The organism is Bradyrhizobium sp. 187 (genome assembly GCF_023101005.1).
Taxonomy (GTDB): domain Bacteria; phylum Pseudomonadota; class Alphaproteobacteria; order Rhizobiales; family Xanthobacteraceae; genus Bradyrhizobium; species Bradyrhizobium canariense_D.
This window is the reverse complement of the sequence record NZ_CP064693.1, coordinates 6969278-6986476: the sequence shown is the minus strand read 5'-3', so window position 1 is coordinate 6986476 and position 17199 is coordinate 6969278. Positions and strand designations below refer to the sequence as shown.

The 17199-nt window shown below is 63.9% G+C and carries 15 protein-coding genes and 1 tRNA gene; 8 read left to right on the top strand and 8 right to left on the bottom strand.

Annotated elements, in window-relative coordinates; genetic code table 11:
- Window positions 1-57: 57 nt before the first annotated feature.
- On the top strand, window positions 58-534 hold the full coding sequence (locus IVB19_RS33755) for a DUF3775 domain-containing protein (RefSeq protein WP_018457565.1): 477 nt from the start codon (window positions 58-60) through the stop codon (window positions 532-534).
- A gap of 12 nt (window positions 535-546) precedes the next feature.
- On the opposite strand, the gene IVB19_RS33750 is transcribed toward IVB19_RS33755, so the two are convergent.
- The 3 genes from IVB19_RS33750 to IVB19_RS33740 all read right to left on the bottom strand — a co-directional run bounded on the left by IVB19_RS33750 (window position 547) and on the right by IVB19_RS33740 (window position 2955).
- Window positions 547-1536 carry an NADPH:quinone reductase gene (locus tag IVB19_RS33750; RefSeq protein WP_018457564.1) on the bottom strand — a complete coding sequence of 330 codons (990 nt, stop codon included), beginning with the start codon at window positions 1534-1536 and terminating at the stop codon, window positions 547-549.
- A complete protein-coding gene (locus IVB19_RS33745; RefSeq protein ID WP_007605221.1) occupies window positions 1533-2315 on the bottom strand; it encodes an SDR family oxidoreductase in 783 nt (260 codons plus the stop codon). Before IVB19_RS33745 ends, IVB19_RS33750 begins: the two co-directional genes overlap by 4 nt.
- Before the next feature lie 127 nt (window positions 2316-2442).
- Window positions 2443-2955, bottom strand: a complete 513-nt coding sequence (locus IVB19_RS33740) for a CvpA family protein (RefSeq protein WP_247820784.1) — start codon at window positions 2953-2955, stop codon at window positions 2443-2445.
- 118 nt (window positions 2956-3073) lie between these two features.
- Between IVB19_RS33740 and IVB19_RS33735 the strand changes: the two genes are divergently transcribed.
- Window positions 3074-3835: an SDR family oxidoreductase gene (locus IVB19_RS33735; RefSeq protein WP_026233399.1), complete on the top strand. Its 762-nt coding sequence runs from the start codon at window positions 3074-3076 to the stop codon at window positions 3833-3835.
- 64 nt (window positions 3836-3899) lie between these two features.
- On the opposite strand, the gene IVB19_RS33730 is transcribed toward IVB19_RS33735, so the two are convergent.
- A complete protein-coding gene (locus IVB19_RS33730) occupies window positions 3900-5492 on the bottom strand; it encodes a GMC family oxidoreductase (protein ID WP_018457561.1) in 1593 nt (530 codons plus the stop codon).
- A gap of 120 nt (window positions 5493-5612) precedes the next feature.
- Window positions 5613-7070: a coniferyl aldehyde dehydrogenase gene (locus IVB19_RS33725; RefSeq protein ID WP_026233398.1), complete on the bottom strand. Its 1458-nt coding sequence runs from the start codon at window positions 7068-7070 to the stop codon at window positions 5613-5615.
- Between the two features lie 312 nt (window positions 7071-7382).
- Between IVB19_RS33725 and IVB19_RS33720 the strand changes: the two genes are divergently transcribed.
- Window positions 7383-7459, top strand: a tRNA-Met gene (locus IVB19_RS33720).
- Between the two features lie 116 nt (window positions 7460-7575).
- Here IVB19_RS33720 and IVB19_RS33715 read toward each other — a convergent pair.
- Window positions 7576-7887 (bottom strand): ArsR/SmtB family transcription factor, encoded by a 312-nt coding sequence (locus IVB19_RS33715; protein ID WP_026233807.1) that lies wholly within the window; start codon window positions 7885-7887, stop codon window positions 7576-7578.
- 93 nt (window positions 7888-7980) lie between these two features.
- On the opposite strand from IVB19_RS33715, the gene IVB19_RS33710 reads away from it, so the two are divergent.
- Together IVB19_RS33710 and IVB19_RS33705 are read left to right on the top strand one after the other, a co-directional pair.
- Window positions 7981-8733: an SDR family NAD(P)-dependent oxidoreductase gene (locus IVB19_RS33710; RefSeq protein WP_026233808.1), complete on the top strand. Its 753-nt coding sequence runs from the start codon at window positions 7981-7983 to the stop codon at window positions 8731-8733.
- Window positions 8734-9014: 281 nt separating this feature from the next.
- The gene (locus tag IVB19_RS33705) at window positions 9015-9914 is read left to right on the top strand and encodes an alpha/beta fold hydrolase (RefSeq protein WP_018459437.1); all 900 of its coding nucleotides are present in this window, start codon (window positions 9015-9017) and stop codon (window positions 9912-9914) included.
- Between the two features lie 149 nt (window positions 9915-10063).
- On the opposite strand, the gene IVB19_RS33700 is transcribed toward IVB19_RS33705, so the two are convergent.
- Complete coding sequence (locus tag IVB19_RS33700; RefSeq protein WP_018459438.1) at window positions 10064-10555, bottom strand: hypothetical protein; 492 nt, start codon at window positions 10553-10555, stop codon at window positions 10064-10066.
- A gap of 263 nt (window positions 10556-10818) precedes the next feature.
- Between IVB19_RS33700 and IVB19_RS33695 the strand changes: the two genes are divergently transcribed.
- From IVB19_RS33695 to IVB19_RS33685, 3 genes are all read left to right on the top strand, one after another.
- Window positions 10819-13875 (top strand): ATP-binding protein, encoded by a 3057-nt coding sequence (locus IVB19_RS33695; protein WP_026233809.1) that lies wholly within the window; start codon window positions 10819-10821, stop codon window positions 13873-13875.
- 312 nt (window positions 13876-14187) lie between these two features.
- Window positions 14188-15405, top strand: coding sequence for an OpgC domain-containing protein (locus IVB19_RS33690; RefSeq protein WP_026233810.1), 1218 nt, complete (start codon window positions 14188-14190; stop codon window positions 15403-15405).
- A 46-nt stretch (window positions 15406-15451) separates the two neighbouring features.
- A complete protein-coding gene (locus IVB19_RS33685; protein WP_026233811.1) occupies window positions 15452-15940 on the top strand; it encodes a DUF2059 domain-containing protein in 489 nt (162 codons plus the stop codon).
- A 49-nt stretch (window positions 15941-15989) separates the two neighbouring features.
- Here IVB19_RS33685 and IVB19_RS33680 read toward each other — a convergent pair whose 3' ends face one another.
- Window positions 15990-17192 carry an ABC transporter substrate-binding protein gene (locus IVB19_RS33680; protein WP_247820783.1) on the bottom strand — a complete coding sequence of 401 codons (1203 nt, stop codon included), beginning with the start codon at window positions 17190-17192 and terminating at the stop codon, window positions 15990-15992.
- Window positions 17193-17199: the final 7 nt, after the last annotated feature.

Sequence of the window (17199 nt, the reverse complement as noted above, 5' to 3'; positions counted from 1 at the left end):
TCATCTGACGCCGTGCGGCGTTATCGCGGGAACCCAGGGAAAGACAAAGGGCCAGCCATGCCAGAGCTTGCGATTTCCGCGGAGAAGGTCGCCTTCATCATCGAAAAGGCGCGTGAATTCGACGTCAAGCAGGCGGATTCCGATCCGGATTCCGGCTCGAATGCGACTGATGACGATGCGGTCGACGTCCTCGAGGATGACGGCTCCGATCCGGTCGTCAACGAACTCGGAAGTTTCATCGTGGCCATGAACGAGGACGAGCAGATCGATCTCGTCGCGCTGACCTGGCTCGGCCGCGGCGACGGCACGATCGACGATTGGGACGATTTGCGCGCACGCGCCGTGGAGGCACGCGCGGAGTATCGCAGTCCCCGGCGCGAGACGGCGCATTATCTGCTCGGTGAGCCGATGCTGGGCGATCTGCTCGCCGACGGGCTCGATGAATTCGGCGTCGACTGGACCGACGGAGACCTGGTGGCCGATTCATCCGCTCCAAGCCAGCGGGACGAAGACGAGATCACCAAGCAGCGGTGATTCCGGCCGATATCAGCGCGCGCAGTCGACCACCACGGTGCCGAGCTTGTCGCCTTTCTCGACGGCGACATGGGCCTGCGCCGTCTCCGACAGCGCAAACTGCGCCGCGACATTGTGGATTCGCGGCCCCGCTGCCAGCCATTTCGAGATGTCGGCCTGCGCCGCCGCAAGCAGCGCCGGCGGCAGCGCGAACAAGACGAGCGAGCGGAGCGTGATGCACTTCTCCATCAGCTCGCGCATCGGCACGGTCGGCGTGCGGTTGCCGTTCGTGGCGTAGACCGCGATTGTCGAATTCATGGCCATCAACTTCAGGGTCGTCGCGATGTTGCCGCCGAAATCGACATCGACCAATTGGTCGACCCCGCGTCCGCCGGTGAAGGCCATGGCCTTGGCAACGACATCTTCGTCCCTGTAATTGACCACGAGATCGGCACCGGCTTGTCGCGCATGCTCGCCTTTTATCGCCGAGCTGACGGTCGCGATCACCTGCGCGCCGCCCCATTTCGCGAGTTGCACGGCGTAATGTCCGACTGCACCCGCGCCGCCGGTGACCAGCACCGACTTGCCGACGATCGGCCCGTCCGCAAACAGGGAGCACCACGCCGTCATTGCGGGAATGCCCAGCGTCGCGCCTTCCGCAAAAGAGAGATTGTCCGGCAACGGCGTCACCAGATGCTCGGCAAGCGCGATATATTCGGCCGCGGTGCCAAAGGCGCGGCCGTTACGCTGGCCGTTGAACAGCCAGACCCTGTCGCCGATCTTGAACCGCGTCGCGCCATCGCCGATCTGGTCGATAAAGCCCGCGCCATCGCTGTTCGGAATGACGCGCGAAAATTCCTTGGCGCGATAGCCGCCCCCGCGCCGGCCGACATCGGCCGGATTGACGCCGGAGGCTTCCAGGCGAATACGAACTTCGCCTGGACCTGCGACCGGCGTGGCCATCTCACCATAGGTGAGGACGTCCGCCGCCGGTCCTGTCTCCTCGTACCAGACCGCCCTCACAGCGTTCCCGGGAAGGCACCGCCATCGAGCAGAAGGTTCTGCCCGGTGATGAAGCCGGCCTTGGCGCCGCACAGGAATGCGCAGGCATAGCCGAACTCCTCGGGATCGCCGAAGCGGCCCGCGGGATTGAGCTTGGCGCGCTCGGCCAGAACCTGGTCCGGCGTGATGCCGCGCTTCTCGGATTCCCCCTTCGCGGTGCTGCGCAGGCGATCGGTCTCAAACGGGCCCGGCAGCAGGCCGTTGATGGTGACGTTGTTGATCACGGTCTTGCGCGACAGGCCGGCAATGAATCCGGTGAGGCCGGCGCGCGCGCCGTTGGAGAGACCGAGGATGTCGATCGGCGCCTTCACCGCCGCTGAGGTGATGTTGACGATGCGGCCGAACTTGCGGGCCATCATGCCGTCCACCGTCGACTTGATCAGCTCGATCGGGGTCAGCATGTTGGCATCGATCGCCTTAATCCAGTCGTCGCGGGTCCAGTTGCGGAAATCGCCGGGCGGAGGTCCGCCGGCATTGTTGATCAGGATGTCCGGCTCGGGGCAGGCCTTGAGCACGGCCTCGCGGCCCGCCGGCGTCGTGATGTCGCCGACGATCTCGGTGACGGTCACATCAGGATAGGCTTTGCGGATGTCGTCGGCCGTCTTCTTCAGGGCCTCGGCGCCGCGCGCGGTCAGCGTGACGTGAACGCCGGCCTCGGCCAGCGAGATGGCGCAGGCGCGTCCGAGGCCTTTGCTGGATGCGCAGACGATGGCGCGGCGGCCTTTGATCCCAAGATCCACTGTTTCACTCCCGTAATGTCAGGCAGGTTTTTAGAGCCGCTATTCTAGCCAACCTTGGCGCCGCTGATAAGGGATTGGCTCGCATCAAAATGCATGCACGCTTGCGCGGCGATGCAAATGCGCCTCATCAGATGCGCCGCTCCTGCTTGAGACGGTCGATCGCGGAGGCCGCCTCCGGCGGCAGCGACTTGAAGCCCATCTGGCCGACCGTCGAGAACAGCGGCCGCAGATGCGAACCGGCGAGGAACGGCGGCTGCCGGTTGGCCGGCACGATCTGGTCGAACACCAGCACCAAGGTGGTGGCGACGAGGCCGACCCTGATGGCGCCGAGCGCGGCGCCGCCGAGGCGGTCGCCGATGCCGGCGTCGCGTATCGTGTCGCTCAGCGCCAGCCGGCCGAGATGTCCAAACAGCATGCCGACCACCACGAAGATGCCGAAGAACCAGATCCAGTTCTGCAGCAGCGGCGCATTCGGATTGCCCGCGACCTGCGGGACGATCAGCGGCATCAGCGCAACCGCGATGGGGGCGGCGAGGAGATAGGCCAGGATCGTCATGGCGCTGCCGAGCAGGCCGGTCCTGAAACCGAAGCCGATCGCGATGGCGAGCGCCGCATAGACGGCGAGATCGAAATTGTTCATGCGCGGGAGCCTGCCATGGAACGAGTGAACGCAGAACCGATCATTCCGGTTTCAGATCGTTAAAATCGTCTGTATTGATGGCCAAAACCGATGACCCCAAAGCTCAGGGACGCGCCCAATGTCAGACCTATTCGACGTCAGTCGAGAAACCATCCTCGTCACAGGTGCGAGCCAGGGCTTGGGGCGGCAATTTGCCCGGGTGTTGGCGGCACATGGCGCGGCCGTCGCGCTCGCGGCGCGGCAGACCGACAAGCTGAAGAGCCTGGAAGACGAGATCCGCGGCAAGGGCGGCCGCGCCGCCGCCGTCGCGCTCGACGTCACCGACATCGCATCGATCGCCAGGGCCCTCGATGCCACGGAAGCCGCGCTCGGCCCGGTCACGGTGCTGATCAACAATGCTGGCATCGCGATCGAAAAGCTCGCGACCGAGCAGACCGAGGCCGATTGGGACGCGGTGATGGGCGCCAATCTCAAGGGCGCCTATTTCCTCGCGACCGAGATCGCGCGCCGCATGATCGCGAGCAAGCAGGCAGGCAACATCGTCAACATCGCCTCCGTGCTCGGCACCGGCGTGCTGAAGGCGGTGTCGCCTTACGCGATCTCCAAGGCCGGCATCATCCAGGCGACCAAAGCGATGGCGCTGGAGCTTGCGGGGCAGAACATCCGCGTCAACGCGCTGGCACCCGGCTACATCGACACCGAGATGAACCACGCGTTCTGGGCGACGCCGCCGGGCGAGCGCCTGACCAAGCGCATTCCCCAGCGCCGCATCGGCGCCGAGTCCGATCTCGACGGCGCGATCCTGCTGCTGGCCTCGAAGGCCTCGCGGTACATGACGGGCAGTGTGGTGACGGTGGACGGCGGGTTCTTGCTGAATTGAGAAGCTGCTATCGTCCCGGCCCCCCATGCGCAATTGCGCACTAGGCCGGGACGACGAGGTAGAGTCACCGCATCTCGCCCCTGATCATATCCGCCGCCTTCTCGCCGATCATGATCGCCGGCGCATTGGTGTTGCCGCCGATCAGTGTCGGCATGATCGAGGCGTCGACGACGCGCAGACCTTCCACGCCGTGCACCTTCAGCGCCGGATCGACCACGGCCATCGCGTCGGTGCCCATCTTGCAGGTGCCGACGGGGTGATAGACGGTGTCGACACGCGCGCGCAGGATGGCGCGGATATCGTCGTCCGTTCTCACATCGGACGTGAACATGTCCTTCTTCTGCAACGCGCGCATCGCGGGCGTCTCCATCAGCCTTCGCGTCGTCTTGAAGCCCGCGACCATCGTCTCGAGATCCTCCGCCTCGCCCAAGAAATTCGGATCGATCAGCGGCGCTGCCAGCGGATCGGCGCTTTTCAGCCAGACGCTGCCACGGCTCTTCGGCCGCAACAGGCAGACATGGCACGAGAAGCCCGCCTCCTTGTGCTTCTTGCGGCCGTGGTCGTCGAGCGTCGCGATGATGAAGTGCAGCTGGATGTCGGGCACATCGAGGTCGGCCCGGGTCTTCAGGAAGCCGCCACACTCGGCGAAATTGGTGGTCATCAGGCCGCGCCGCTCCCGGCGGTATCGTTGGATGGCGCGGAGCAGGGATGGTAGCCGGCCGAGCGACGAATGGACGAAGTGTGGATAGTCGGAGGCGTAGACGAACACGAAATCCGGATGATCCTGCAGATTGCGTCCTACGCCCGGCAAATGATGCACGACGTCGATCCCGTGGGCGGCAAGCGCCTTGCCGTCGCCTATGCCCGACAGCATCAGCAATTGCGGTGACTGGAAGGCGCCGGAGGCGAGGATCACCTCGCGACGGGCGCGTAGCTTCTTTGTCTGCTTGCCCTGGACATATTCGATGCCGACCGCGCGCCCACTTTCGAACAGGATGCGCGTGGCATGCGCCTGCGTCTCGACACGCAGATTGGCGCGCTTGTCCATGTGGGGATGCAGATAGGCGCGCGCCGCGCTCCAGCGCTCACCATTGTGCTGGGTCACCTGGTAGCTGCCGAGCCCTTCGTGATCCTCTTCATTGAAGTCCTCGCGGATGCGGAACTGCGCCTCGCGGGCGGCCTGATGGAAGATGTCGTGGATCGGATTGTCCGCGCGCAGTCTGTTGACATGCAGCGGGCCGCCCTTGCCATGATAGGCGCCGTCGAAATCGGCGTTGTTCTCCGAGCGGTTGAAATAGGGCAGCACGTCGGCATATGACCAGCCGGCATTGCCGAGCGAGGCCCAGTGGTCGTAGTCCCATTTGTTGCCGCGGATATAGACCATGGCGTTGATCGCCGAGGATCCGCCGAGTCCCTTGCCGCGCGGTTGATAGCCGATCCGGCCGTTCAATCCCTTCTGCGGCACGGTATCGAAACCCCAGTTCGCCGCCTTGTATGGCAAAGCCAGTCCGAACGGCGTGGTGATCCGCCAATTGTCGTTCCGACCGCCGGCATCGAGCAGCGCCACGGATGTCCCCGCATCCTCCGACAGCCGCCCCGCCACCGCGCAGCCGCCGGAGCCCGCGCCCACGACGACGAAATCGAATGTGTCCGTCACTGATGTTTCCCCCTGCATTCATTCTTTCCGTCATTGCGAGCGCAAGCGAAGCAATCCAGACCTTTGCCGCGGAGGGATTCTGGATTGCTTCGCTGCGCTCGCAATGACAGGTGCTGAAACCTACGACACGAATCGCATCATCTTCTCCAGCCGCGCGATCTTGCCGCCATAAGGCGGATAGAGGTCGGCGAGGCGGTTGAATTTCGAGCGGTAGAACACCGGCTTCAGCTTGCCGAACGTGCGAAAGCCCCATTCGCCGTGATAGGCGCCGGTGCCGGATGCGCCGACGCCGCCCATCGGCTGGTTGATTTGCGCGAAGTGGAACAGACAGTCGTTGACCGTGACGCCGCCGGAGACGGTGCGCGCCAGCACCTCGTCGCGCGCAACGCGGTCCTTGCCGAACCAGTACAACGCCAGCGGCCGGTCGCGGGCGTTGACGAAGGCGATGGCGTCGGCCGGGTCGCGATAGCCGAGCACGGGGAGCACGGGGCCGAAAATCTCCTCCTGCATGGCCGCCATGTCTTCGCTCGCGCCCACGATCAGCGTCGGCGGGAATTTGCGGTGCGCCTTCCAGTTGGGATCGTCCGGCTTCGCCGGCTGCAGGATCTTTGCGCCGCGACGTGCCGCATCGGAGACGAGATTTTCCAGCCGCGCATAATGCCGGTCGGAGATCACGGAGGTGTAGTCCTTGTTCGAGGGGTCGGTGCCGAACATGCGTCGCATCTGCGCGCGAACTTTTTCGGCAAAGGCCTGCAACGCGCGCTCGGGCACCAGCACATAGTCGGGCGCGATGCAGGTCTGCCCGGCATTGAGCAGCTTGCCGTAGGCGATGCGCTCGGCGGCCTCTTCGAGATCAGCCGAGGCGTCGATGATAACAGGCGACTTGCCGCCGAGCTCGAGCGTGACGGGCGTGAGGTTACGCCCCGCGGCCTCCGCCACCAGCCGCCCCACCCGGGTCGAGCCGGTGAACACGAGATGATCGAACGGCAGATGCGCGAAGGCCTTTGCGACCTCGTCTTCGATGCCGGTGACGAGCAATTCCGCAGCGTCGAACCGCTCGGCGACCGTCTCCTTCAGCAGCGATGAGAAGTGCGGCACAAGCTCGCTCGGCTTGATAATGACGCGGTTGCCGGCGGCGAGCGCGCCGATCGCGGGCGCGAGCGTCAGCTGCAGCGGATAATTCCAGGGCGCGATGATGCCGACGACGCCGAGCGGCTGCGGCATCAGCCGGTTGCGCGCGGGCAGGAATTGCAGCGCCGTCGAAACGCGCTGCGGCGCCATCCAGCTCTTGAGGTGCTTGGTGGCATGACGGATCTCGGAGAACACCATCATGGTCTCGGCGATATTGGTCTCGACCGCGCAGCGGTGACCGAAATCGGCCGAGATCGCCTGCCGGAAGCGCTCCTCGTTGTCGGCGACGACAGTGCGCAACCGCGCCAGGCGGTCGAGCCGCTCGGCGAGGCCAGGCGCCGGCTCGGCCCGCGACCGCTCGACCATGGCATGGAAGGCGTCTTCGAGGCCCCGAAGCGGGGCGCTCGGCGGGGGGCGATCTGAGGGGCGATCCAAGGCGTGGTCCATGGCGTTCTCCCCCATTAAGTGGCGTTTCCGCCTGGTTTTGTTGCCGCAAGCTGGCCCCTTGTGGAACTTCTGGCAAGGGCCGGCCAAATAGGCCGCAAATTCGTCCACCGCGCTGTCATAAAGTCGAAAAAAACGTTCTCGCAGCCCTTTCCAAAGGCACCCCGGGTTGGTACATACCGCCCGCACCCAACGGGCTTTGCCCGGGGTTGCCTTCCAAGGAAGCCTTCGGGACGGACGAAGCAAGCCACGCGAACAGCGCCGGCCCTTCATTCACCGTCCCCGGCGCTTTCACGAAGGCAAAGCAACGGTTAACGCGGGGTGGAGCAGCCCGGTAGCTCGTCAGGCTCATAACCTGAAGGTCATAGGTTCAAATCCTATCCCCGCAACCAAGTTCGGACCTTACCGGTCCCGATCCGAAAATGGCCCGCTTCACGCGGGCCATTTTTGTTTTGGCCGCGCTCCGGTGGAAACGTCGGTCGCACCTTGCGCAAGAGTGGGGAACCGCTCACTCCGGATAGCTAAGGATCATTTTCAGCAGCTTCGGAAACCGCGCATTGATGTCCTCCTCGCGTAGGACATTGCGGTGCTGGACGCCTTGCTTTGAGGTCCGGATCAGGCCGGCCTCGCGCAGGATGCGAAAATGGTTCGACAGAGTCGACTTCGCCATGTCAGGGCAGGGCGCCGCCTCGGTGCACGACATGCAATCACTCTGTGCGGCCAGGCTTTTGACGATCCGCAGCCGCATAGGGTCCGCGAGCGCTCCCAGCACCCCAGCCAGTGAAATCTCGCTCCGCGATGGGTGAACGAACTGCACCATGCACAAAATATAGCACCTCCCTTGAACTCATTCAATAGTTCACTAATATTGAACTATTGAATATCGGCGTCGCGCCGGATGATGGAGAATGTGATGACCAAGAGACTCGAAGGAAAAGTTGCGCTCGTGACCGGCGCATCCAAAGGCATCGGTGCCGAAATCGCCGCGCGGCTCGCGGCCGAGGGCGCGGCGGTCGCCGTCAACTACAGCTCCAGCAAGCAGGCCGCCGACCGCGTCGTCGCCGCCATTGTCGCCAAGGGTGGCAAAGCCGTCGCGGTCCACGGCAATCTGGCCGATGCCAAGGACGTGAAAAGTGTAGTCGCGGAAACCGTGAAGGCGCTCGGTGCGATCGACATCCTCGTCAACAACGCGGGCGTTTACGAGTTCGCGCCGCTCGAGGCCATCACGCCGGAGCATTTCCACAAGCAGTTCGATCTCAATGTGCTGGGCCTCCTCCTGGTCTCAGGAGAGGCGGCGCGGCACTTCAACGCCAATGGCGGAAGCATCATCAACATCAGCTCCGCGGCGTCGACTCTCGCGCCGCCGAACGGCGCCGTCTACTCCGCCACCAAAGCATCGGTGGATGCGATCTCCGCCGTGCTGGCCAAGGAACTGGCGCCGCGCAAGATCCGCGTCAACGCCGTCAATCCCGGCATGATCGTCACCGAGGGGGTCGTGTCCGCCGGCCTGCACGAGGGCGACATGCGAAACTGGATCGAATCCACCACTCCGCTTGGCCGAGTCGGCAAGGTCGAGGAGATCGCTGCCGCGGTGGCCTTCTTCGCTTCGGACGACGCATCCTACGTCACGGGCGAGACGCTTCACGTCGCCGGCGGCCTTCGCTGAATTTGTTGGTTTACAGAAGGAAATGGCACGCCTTGCGCGCGCCATTTTTTGTTTTGGGGCGTCCTCGATCATGCATGTCCTGCTTGGCTGAGCTTGGGTTCGTTCGGACCATGCCGAAGCGCGTCCCGTCGCCGTCGGTGGAGCTGCCAAGCGTAAGCGCGATCAGCCCAGAGCATGCCATCCGGGAAGGAACCCAGGATGGCGCCGGGCGTCAACACGAGGACACCGGGCCCGTCCGGTGCTCGCTTGTTGGCTTGCCGTCGTTCGGAAGGAGAGGGCCAATGCAGTTCGAGGATTTCGACGCCGCCGATGTTCAGGCGGACGAGGCCCGGATCTTCATCCGTCGGGCCGGTTCGGGGCCGGCCGTTCTCCTGTTGCACGGATTTCCGCAGACGCATCTGATGTGGCGAGACGTTGCGCCGTTGCTCGCGCAAAACTTCACCGTGGTCTGCGCCGATCTTCGCGGATATGGCCGGAGCGATTGTCCTCCCTCCAGTCCGGACCATGCGCCATATGCAAAACGAGCAATGGCAAACGACATGGTGTCCGTCATGACGAAACTCGGCTTCGACCGTTTCTCGGTCGCGGGCCATGATCGTGGCGGCCGTGTCGCCTTTCGGCTCGCGCTTGATCACCGCGAACGCGTGCAGCGGCTTGCCGTCCTGGATGTCGTTCCTATTGCCGACGCCTGGGAGCGCGCCGACAAGAACCTGACGGTCGGCTATTGGCCGTGGTCGTTGCTTGCGCAGCCTGAACCTCTTCCCGAGCGGTTATTGTCGGCAGCCCCCGACGCCATCATCGACAATGCGCTGCATGGCTGGGGGTCTTCGGCCGGCAGCTTCAGTCCGGCGGTGCGAGCAGCCTATATCGACGCGTTGAGCGATGAGGCGCATGTTCACGCGATCTGCGAGGAATATCGTGCGGCCGCGACACTCGATCACGCGCACGATGTGGCGGACCGTCGTTCCGGCCGCCGAATTGACTGCCCTGTGCTCGTGCTCTGGAGCGGTCGCGGCCCCCTCAACGCGTGGTATGCGAGCGAGGGCGGCCCCTTGGGGCTCTGGCGGGCGTGGGCAGATGACATCGACGGAAAGCCGCTTGATGGCGGGCACTTCTTCCCGGAGGAGCTTCCGCAGCAGACTGCGTACGAGCTGAACCGGTTTTTTGGAGGCGGTGGATAGGACCAGCGTCTTGGCAGTGCTGCTTCCTTCGACAGCACGGTCTTGGCAAGCGCGAGGGCTGCCCCCTTGGGGCGAACGGCGATCGGAAGCAAACATTACGCCCGCGCCAGTCGCGCGGGCGTGATGCGTCTTGCGTACTACAGAATGCGTCAGGATCTGTGCGGACAGACCATCGTCAGATTGAGCAGCGTCGGCTTGTCCGAGCCCTTCTTGTAGTCCCACTCCAGCCGGATCTCGTGCCGGTGCGCGAAAGCGTCGCTGGCTTCGTGGGTGATGATCTTCGTCTTCATCGGGATTGGCGGCTCGGAGTTGAAGCATTTCCGGACGCAGGCATCGAGCAGATCGCATCGCGTCAGCGGAATGACGCCCGGCTCATCCCTGGACAGGGGGACTGTGTTCGGCTGGGTGCTGAGGTCGACGCGGGCCCGGCCCTTTTCCTTGTGCCAGTACTTGGCGCTGCCCTGCGGCCAGTTCGATGCCGGGTTCAGAATCAAATGGTACTGGCCGTATTCCAAGGTCGGCAGGTCGATGTCCTCGGACTCCTTGAGCTTCGCGACGCTCTTCTTCATGTTCGCCAAAGGATAGTAATTGCTATTCATCAAGTCTCGAAATGCCTTGCCGCTATATACCAGTCCGGCCATCGCCTCTTTCCTTCATATGTCTGTTTGTCAAAATCTCTGGTGCGGTGGCCGAAAATACGCGTCACGCTACGGCCGATCACGCTGTTTGTTGTGCGCCCTCAACGCTACCACTCAGGAATGTATTTCGTCCAGAGAGCCTCCATCCCGTAACGTCGCCTATGTCGCAAGCCCAATTGCCATGCACTTTCCTATAGGTATTGTTGGGTCGAACGCCTCGCGGGGATTGGGGTGAGGCTGCCGAGGCAGTGGTTGAAGGCGCTGGAATGCATTGCTTCGCTTGTCAGTCGGCGATTGGTCCGGGCGACCGCTGGTGCTCCAAATGCGGAGCGGCGGTGCGCCAGCCCGTCGACCCCGACAGCGAACGACGCTTTGTGACGATTCTGCGTGCCGACGTCGTCGATTCCACAGGTCTTGTTGCCGAACTGGAGCCGGAGGCGGCGGTGTCGCGCCTCGAGCCTGCTCTTGCGGCGATGAGAGGCGCGGTGCGCCAGTTCGGCGGCATCGTCAGCAAGGAGTTGGGTGACGGGTTGGCCGCCGTCTTCGGCGCCCCGATCGCCGACGACAACCACGCGCCCTTAGCCTGCCACGCGGCCATCGAGCTGGTCCGGCGTGTTGGCAGTCTGGGCGATCCAGGACTTCAAGTCCGGGTCGGCCTGCACTCGGGTCATGTGGTGGCCTACATGGTCGCGAGCGAATTTTCCAAGGTCTACGAGATCGGCGGCGCAGCCCAGCACCTCGCGGCTCGGCTGGAGACGGCAGCCGAGGCGAACCAGATCTATGTCTCCGAAGCCTGCCAGGAGCTGGCGGACGGACACGTCCGCTTTGAATTCCTTGGCCGCAAGGCGCTCCGTGGTTTCGGCGAGCCCCTGCCTGTCTACCGGGTGATGGGTGCGAGTGATCTGTCGAGCTGGCGGGTCCGACGTGCGCGGAGCGTTTCCAGATTCGTCGACCGCACGACGGAGCGGGCGTTGTTGTGGCGCGCTGCGGATAGGGTTGCTGCCGGCCGGCAGACGGTTCTGCTGATGGGTGACGCCGGCATTGGCAAGTCTCGGCTTGCGCATGAATTCGCGCAGGACCTCCGGGCTGGCGGCTGGCGGCTGATCGATGTCGAGTGCAGCCCAAATCTCCAGGGTGCGCCGTACAGCGCGCTCAAGCGCCTGTTGCTCTCGATCCTCGATACGTCAGCAAGAGATCAGACCAAGACGGATGATCCCAGAGACGAATTGCCGGTGGTGCAACAGCGGGCTCTCGACGCGATCCTGGATTTGCCGGTTTCCGATCCGCAATGGGATGAATTGGAGCCTCACGCGCGCGGTCGTGCGATTTCAGACGCAAGCTGTGCGATCATCGAGAGCGTCGCCCGTCGTCAGCGTACGATCCTTTTGATTGAGGACCTGCACTGGATGGATCGGGCCAGCGATGCGGTCGTCGCGACCCTTTCGGGGCTGCAATGCCCTGATTTGCTTGTGCTGCTGACGACGCGGCCCAATGGAATGCCGGTGTGGATCGCGAGCTGCCGCGCGGAAATCGTGGCGATGCGGCCTCTCGATGACAATTCGGGGCTGGCCATGCTCGCGGACATGCTTGGTCCCGCCACGACCAACGAAGACCTGAAGAATCGGATCATCTCTCATACGGCCAACGTTCCGCTGTTCATTGAGGAGGTCTGCCGCAGTTTGAAGGACAGCGGCATGCTTCTTGGCCAGTGGGGCGACCTTTCCCTTGCGCGTCCTGTGGACGAACTCGGCATCCCCAGCAGCATTCAGGGTGTGATCGCGGCGCGGCTGGATCGTGTGTCACGACAGGAACGATCGCTTCTCCAGATCGCCGCGGCGCTTGGACCCCGGGCCGACCAGGCCACACTGCGAAGAGTAGCGGCCGTGCCGGAAGACGTCCTGCAGGATTGCCTCACCGCGCTCGACCGGGCCGAGTTGCTCGTCAGGATCGACAGTGAGTTGGAGGATTCGCTCGAGTTCCGGCACGAGATGGTCAGGCAGGTGACCTACGATTCGATGGTCGAGAAGGTGCGGGAAAGCATCCATGCCAGCATTCTGGCGGCTCTCGAGACCGACGAGGCGTGGACCGACGGTCCGGATACGCTCTGCTATCACGCGACCCGAGCGAAGGATTGGCGGAAGGCTTTTCAGCATGGCAGGAGCGCGGCTCGAAAATGTCTGGTGCGCTCGGCCTTTGCCGAAGCGGTCGATTATTTCGAGATCGCGATGGGTTCTCTCGACAAGATCCCGGTGACGCACGCGCGCGAAACGGACGCCATCGACCTGCGGATGGAGGCGCGATTGGCCTTTGCCGGGTCGGGGCGTGTCGCCGAAGCCCTGGATTTGGGGAGCGAGGCCGAACGGCGAGCCGATGCGATTGGCGATATTGAACGCAAGGTCGCGGCCATGACCATGAGAGCGGGTGCCCAGAATTTCTATGGAACGCCGGTTGAAGCTGTCACGATCGGGGAAGATGTGGTGCATCTGGCGGAAAGCTCGGGAAATCCCGCTTGGCGTAATCTCGCGCAATACAGTCTCGGGCAGGCCTATTTTCTTTCCGGCCGCTACGATCGCGCCGAGAAGATGCTGGCCACCGCCCGCGTCCACCTTGCGGGTCTGACCGCGAGTGCTCCGATCGGCACGACCCCACGATCTTTGCTCCTGCTTTGCTGCATGATGAACAGCGTCACTCACACGGTGATGGGCCAGATCGATGCCGCCGAGCAGCTCCAGCAGCAAGCCGCAGCGATCGCGGAGGAGACCGGCCGCCCCTACGACCGCGTCGCCGCGGCCTATAGCGGCGGCTGGCTGATGCTCGGCCGCGGCGAGCCGGCGGCGGCCGCGGCCATTCTCGAGAATGGTTTTGTCCTGGCGCAGAAGCACGGCATCCGGCTGTTCGTGCCGGTGCTCGCCTGCCATCTCGGCATGGCCTATCTGGAGCAGGGGCTGTTTGACCGGGCGCGCGGCATGCTGACGGAAGCGCGTGAGGAAGCGAAGGCGGTCGGCTATACCTCGGCGGTGCTTCGCAGCTCGATCTACCTGGCGCTCGCCACCCACCGTCTCGGCGACGTCCAGGCCGCGCAGAACATGCTGCGCGAAGCGCGCAACACCGCGCGGCAACAGGGGTTCTCCGGCCTGGAGGCGGAGGCGCTGTTCGGCGAGGCCGTGGTGACGCCGCCGTCGGATCCGGAGGCCAGGGCGGCGATCCTGAGCGCCCTGCGCGCGACCATCGCGATCGCCGCCGAGAGCGGCGCGCTGCCGCTGCGCCACAAGGCCGAGGCGATGCTCAACGAGATGCAGGCGACGGGTGACGAGCTCAGCTGACGGCAGCGGCGGCCGGGCCGCTATCGGGGCCGAAATCTGCCCGACGCGTCAAATAAATTAAGCAGGCGCCGCAAGGAGTTAGCTACTGTGCATGGGGTTGTTTTCGCCCTTTATCTTGAAGGGCCCTTCATGGTGCAGCGCGGAGGACGGCACGCTTGTGCCGCCCGCTCCGATGACTATGCCCTTGCGCGCGCAGCAAGGTCGGCTACCGTCGGCCCTGGCCACACGGCCAGGCGACTTTTGATTTCAATTTTTTAGCATCCGATTTTGCGGCGCCGCGACGGCGCGACGCCCACCGAACGAGGCGGGGCCATGATCACACGGGACCAGTCAGCGCTGCTCGCGCCGGTCGAGCGGGATTTGCGACTCGATCTCTTCCGCGGCATCGGTCTGTGGATGATCTTCCTCGACCACATTCCGCACGACGTCGTGGCTTGGCTGACCTTGCGCAATTACGGCTTCAGCGACGCCGCCGAATTCTTCGTCTTCATCTCCGGTTATCTGGTCGGCTGGATCTACGGGCCGATCGTCGCTGGCGGCTGGTTTCTCGCCGCGCTGAAGCGGCTGTGGCGGCGCGCGGTCGAGATGTACGTCGCCCACATCATGCTGTTCCTGCTGTTCACGGCGCAGATCGCCCGCACCGCGCGCCGCTTCGACAATCCGATGTACGAGCACGAGTTCAACGTGTTCAATTTCCTGTCGCATCCGGACGAGCTGATCGGGCAGGCGATCCTCCTGAAGTACAAGCCGGTCAATCTCGACGTGCTGCCGCTCTACATCACGCTCGTTTTCGCCTCGCCTTTCATCGTGTGGTGCCTGGTGCGCCGGCCGAACCTGACGCTCGCCGCATCCGTGGTGCTCTACGTGCTGGCGCGCTGGTTCGACTGGAACGTCGCCTCCTATCCGCCCGGCACGCACTGGTACTTCAACCCGTTCTGCTGGCAGCTGATGTTCGTGTTCGCAGCCTGGTGCGGCATCGGCCAGATCGACAAGATCGCGAGATGGGTGTGGTCCAGGGCGGCGATGGCGCTGGCCGCGGCCTGGCTCGCCTTCGCGCTGCTGATCGTGATGACCTGGCACGTCCCCGCGCTCGATGCCCTGACCCCGAAATGGATGATCAAGGCGATCTACCCGATCGACAAGACCGACCTCGACATGCTGCGCTTCACGCATTTCCTGGCGCTGGCGATCTGGGTGACTCACCTCATCTCGCGCAAATGGCGGACCCTGCACGGGGCCTGGCTGCGCCCTGTGATCCTCTGCGGCCAGCATTCGCTGCCGATCTTCTGCCTTGGCGTCTTCCTGTCGTTCTCGGCGCACTGGATCCTGACGCAATACACCAAGGGCGTCTGGGAGCAGCTCGCGGTCTCCGTCGTCGGCATCGTCATCATGATCGCAGCCGCCTGGCTGCTCGACCGGACCGAACGGGTGCCGAACCTGTTCGTGAAGGTGACGGAGATCGAGGAGGCCGACACCGTCCTGGAAAGCGCGCCTGCGGACAGGTCTGCCGTGGCGCCCGCGGGTCGTTGAGTATCGCCGGCCTGCATTTTCGCGGAGAGATCCAACGGAGGGGTTTATGTCCAGACTTGTGTTGACGATCGCCGGCACACTCCTGCTCCTGATCTCGGGTGCATCGGCGCAAGCGCCCTCGCCGGAGGCGATGAGCGCGGCGCGCAAGCTCGTGGTCACCTTGAAGATCGCGGATCAGTATCGCGCGCTGTTGCCGCAGCTCCTGCTCAAGCTGAGGCCCTGGGTCGCGCAGGACAGGCCGGAGATCGAGCGCGATTATGACGCGGTGACGGCACCCGGCTCCGAGATCTACACCCCGGCCCTCACCTCAATGATCGACCAGGTCGCCGCTCTCTATGCGCAGAGCTTCAGCATTGACGAGCTGCGCCAGATCGAGGCTTTCTATGTCCAGCCAGCCGGGAAGAAGCTTCTGGAGAAGTCGGATGCGCTGGCGCAGGCCAGCGCGCAGATCGGTCAGGACGTCGGTCAGAAGACGGCCGACGAGTTGAAGCAGCGCCTCATCGAGGCGCTGCGACAGAAGGGGCACAAGCTCTGAGCCTGTACCGACAGCGCTAGCGAACCTACGCCTTGTCCGTCCTGTTGGCTCACTTCACAAGAGGGCAGCCGCCGTCCTTCAGGGGCCGGAAGGCCTGGTCGGCAGGGACTTCGGCGAGCAGCTTGTAATAGTCCCACGGGCCTTTGGACTCCTCGGGCTTCTTCACCTGGAACAGATACATGCTGTGCACCATGCGGCCGTCTTCGCGTAAGCTGCCGTTGTCGGTGAAGGCATCCTTCACCGGCAGCTCGCGCATCTTGGCCATCACGGTCTTGGTGTCCTTTGTGCCAGCGGCCTGCACCGCCTTCAGGTAGTGCAGCGTCGCGCTGTAGGTCGCCGCCTGGTTCATCGTCGGCATGCGCTTGACGCGCTCCATGAAACGCTTGCCGAAAGCGCGGGTCTTCTCGTTGAGGTCCCAGTAATAGGCCTCGGTGATGATCAGTCCCTGCGCGAGCTTCAGCCCTAAGCTGTGCACGTCGGAGATGAACATCACGATCGCAGCCAGGTTCTGGCCGCCGGCGACGATGCCGAACTCACCGACCTGCTTGATCGCATTGATGGTGTCGCCACCGCCGTTCGCCAGCCCGATGATCTTGGACTTCGAGGCCTGGGCCTGCAGCAGGAATGAGGAGAAGTCCGCGGTGTTGAGCGGATGCTTGACGCTGCCGAGCACCTTTCCGCCGGCCGCCTTCACCACGTCGGAGGTGTCGCGCTCGACTGAATGACCGAACACGTAGTCCGCCGTGAGGAAGAACCAGCTATCGCCGCCGTTCTTGACGATGGCGCTGCCGACCGTGTGCGCGTTGGCGTAGGTGTCGTAGGTCCAGTGCGCGGTGTAGGGCGAGCAGGACTTTCCGGTAATGTCGGAGCTTGCCGCATCCGTCACGATCATGATCTTCTCATACTGCTTCGACAGCTCCATCACTGCAAGCGCAGTGGCCGAGGTCGGCAGGTCGATGATCATGTCGACGCCCTCGGTCTCCCACCACTTTCGCGCGATGGTGGAGGCGACATCGGGCTTGTTCAGCACGTCGGCGCTGACCATGTCGATCGGCTTGCCGAACATCTGCCCGCCGAAATCCTCGATCGCCATTTTGGTGGCCTCGACATTCCCCTGGCCTCCGATGTCGGAATAGACCGAGGAGAAGTCGGAGAGCACGCCGATCTTGAGCGGCGCCTGCTGGGCGAGAGACGGGCTGATCACAAACGCAGTCAATCCGGCCGCTAGGGCGGCACGCATAATCCGGCACATGGCATTT

Bases quoted from the DNA above. Each gene is read 5' to 3' on its own strand.
- IVB19_RS33755 (WP_018457565.1), top strand. From the start codon at position 58: ATGCCAGAGCTTGCGATTTCCGCGGAGAAGGTCGCCTTCATCATCGAA.
- IVB19_RS33740 (WP_247820784.1), bottom strand. From the start codon at position 2,955: ATGAACAATTTCGATCTCGCCGTCTATGCGGCGCTCGCCATCGCGATC.
- IVB19_RS33735 (WP_026233399.1), top strand. From the start codon at position 3,074: ATGTCAGACCTATTCGACGTCAGTCGAGAAACCATCCTCGTCACAGGT.
- IVB19_RS33725 (WP_026233398.1), bottom strand. From the start codon at position 7,070: ATGGACCACGCCTTGGATCGCCCCTCAGATCGCCCCCCGCCGAGCGCC.
- IVB19_RS33715 (WP_026233807.1), bottom strand. From the start codon at position 7,887: ATGGTGCAGTTCGTTCACCCATCGCGGAGCGAGATTTCACTGGCTGGG.
- IVB19_RS33710 (WP_026233808.1), top strand. From the start codon at position 7,981: ATGACCAAGAGACTCGAAGGAAAAGTTGCGCTCGTGACCGGCGCATCC.
- IVB19_RS33705 (WP_018459437.1), top strand. From the start codon at position 9,015: ATGCAGTTCGAGGATTTCGACGCCGCCGATGTTCAGGCGGACGAGGCC.
- IVB19_RS33700 (WP_018459438.1), bottom strand. From the start codon at position 10,555: ATGGCCGGACTGGTATATAGCGGCAAGGCATTTCGAGACTTGATGAAT.
- IVB19_RS33695 (WP_026233809.1), top strand. From the start codon at position 10,819: ATGCATTGCTTCGCTTGTCAGTCGGCGATTGGTCCGGGCGACCGCTGG.
- IVB19_RS33690 (WP_026233810.1), top strand. From the start codon at position 14,188: ATGATCACACGGGACCAGTCAGCGCTGCTCGCGCCGGTCGAGCGGGAT.
- IVB19_RS33685 (WP_026233811.1), top strand. From the start codon at position 15,452: ATGTCCAGACTTGTGTTGACGATCGCCGGCACACTCCTGCTCCTGATC.
- IVB19_RS33680 (WP_247820783.1), bottom strand. From the start codon at position 17,192: ATGTGCCGGATTATGCGTGCCGCCCTAGCGGCCGGATTGACTGCGTTT.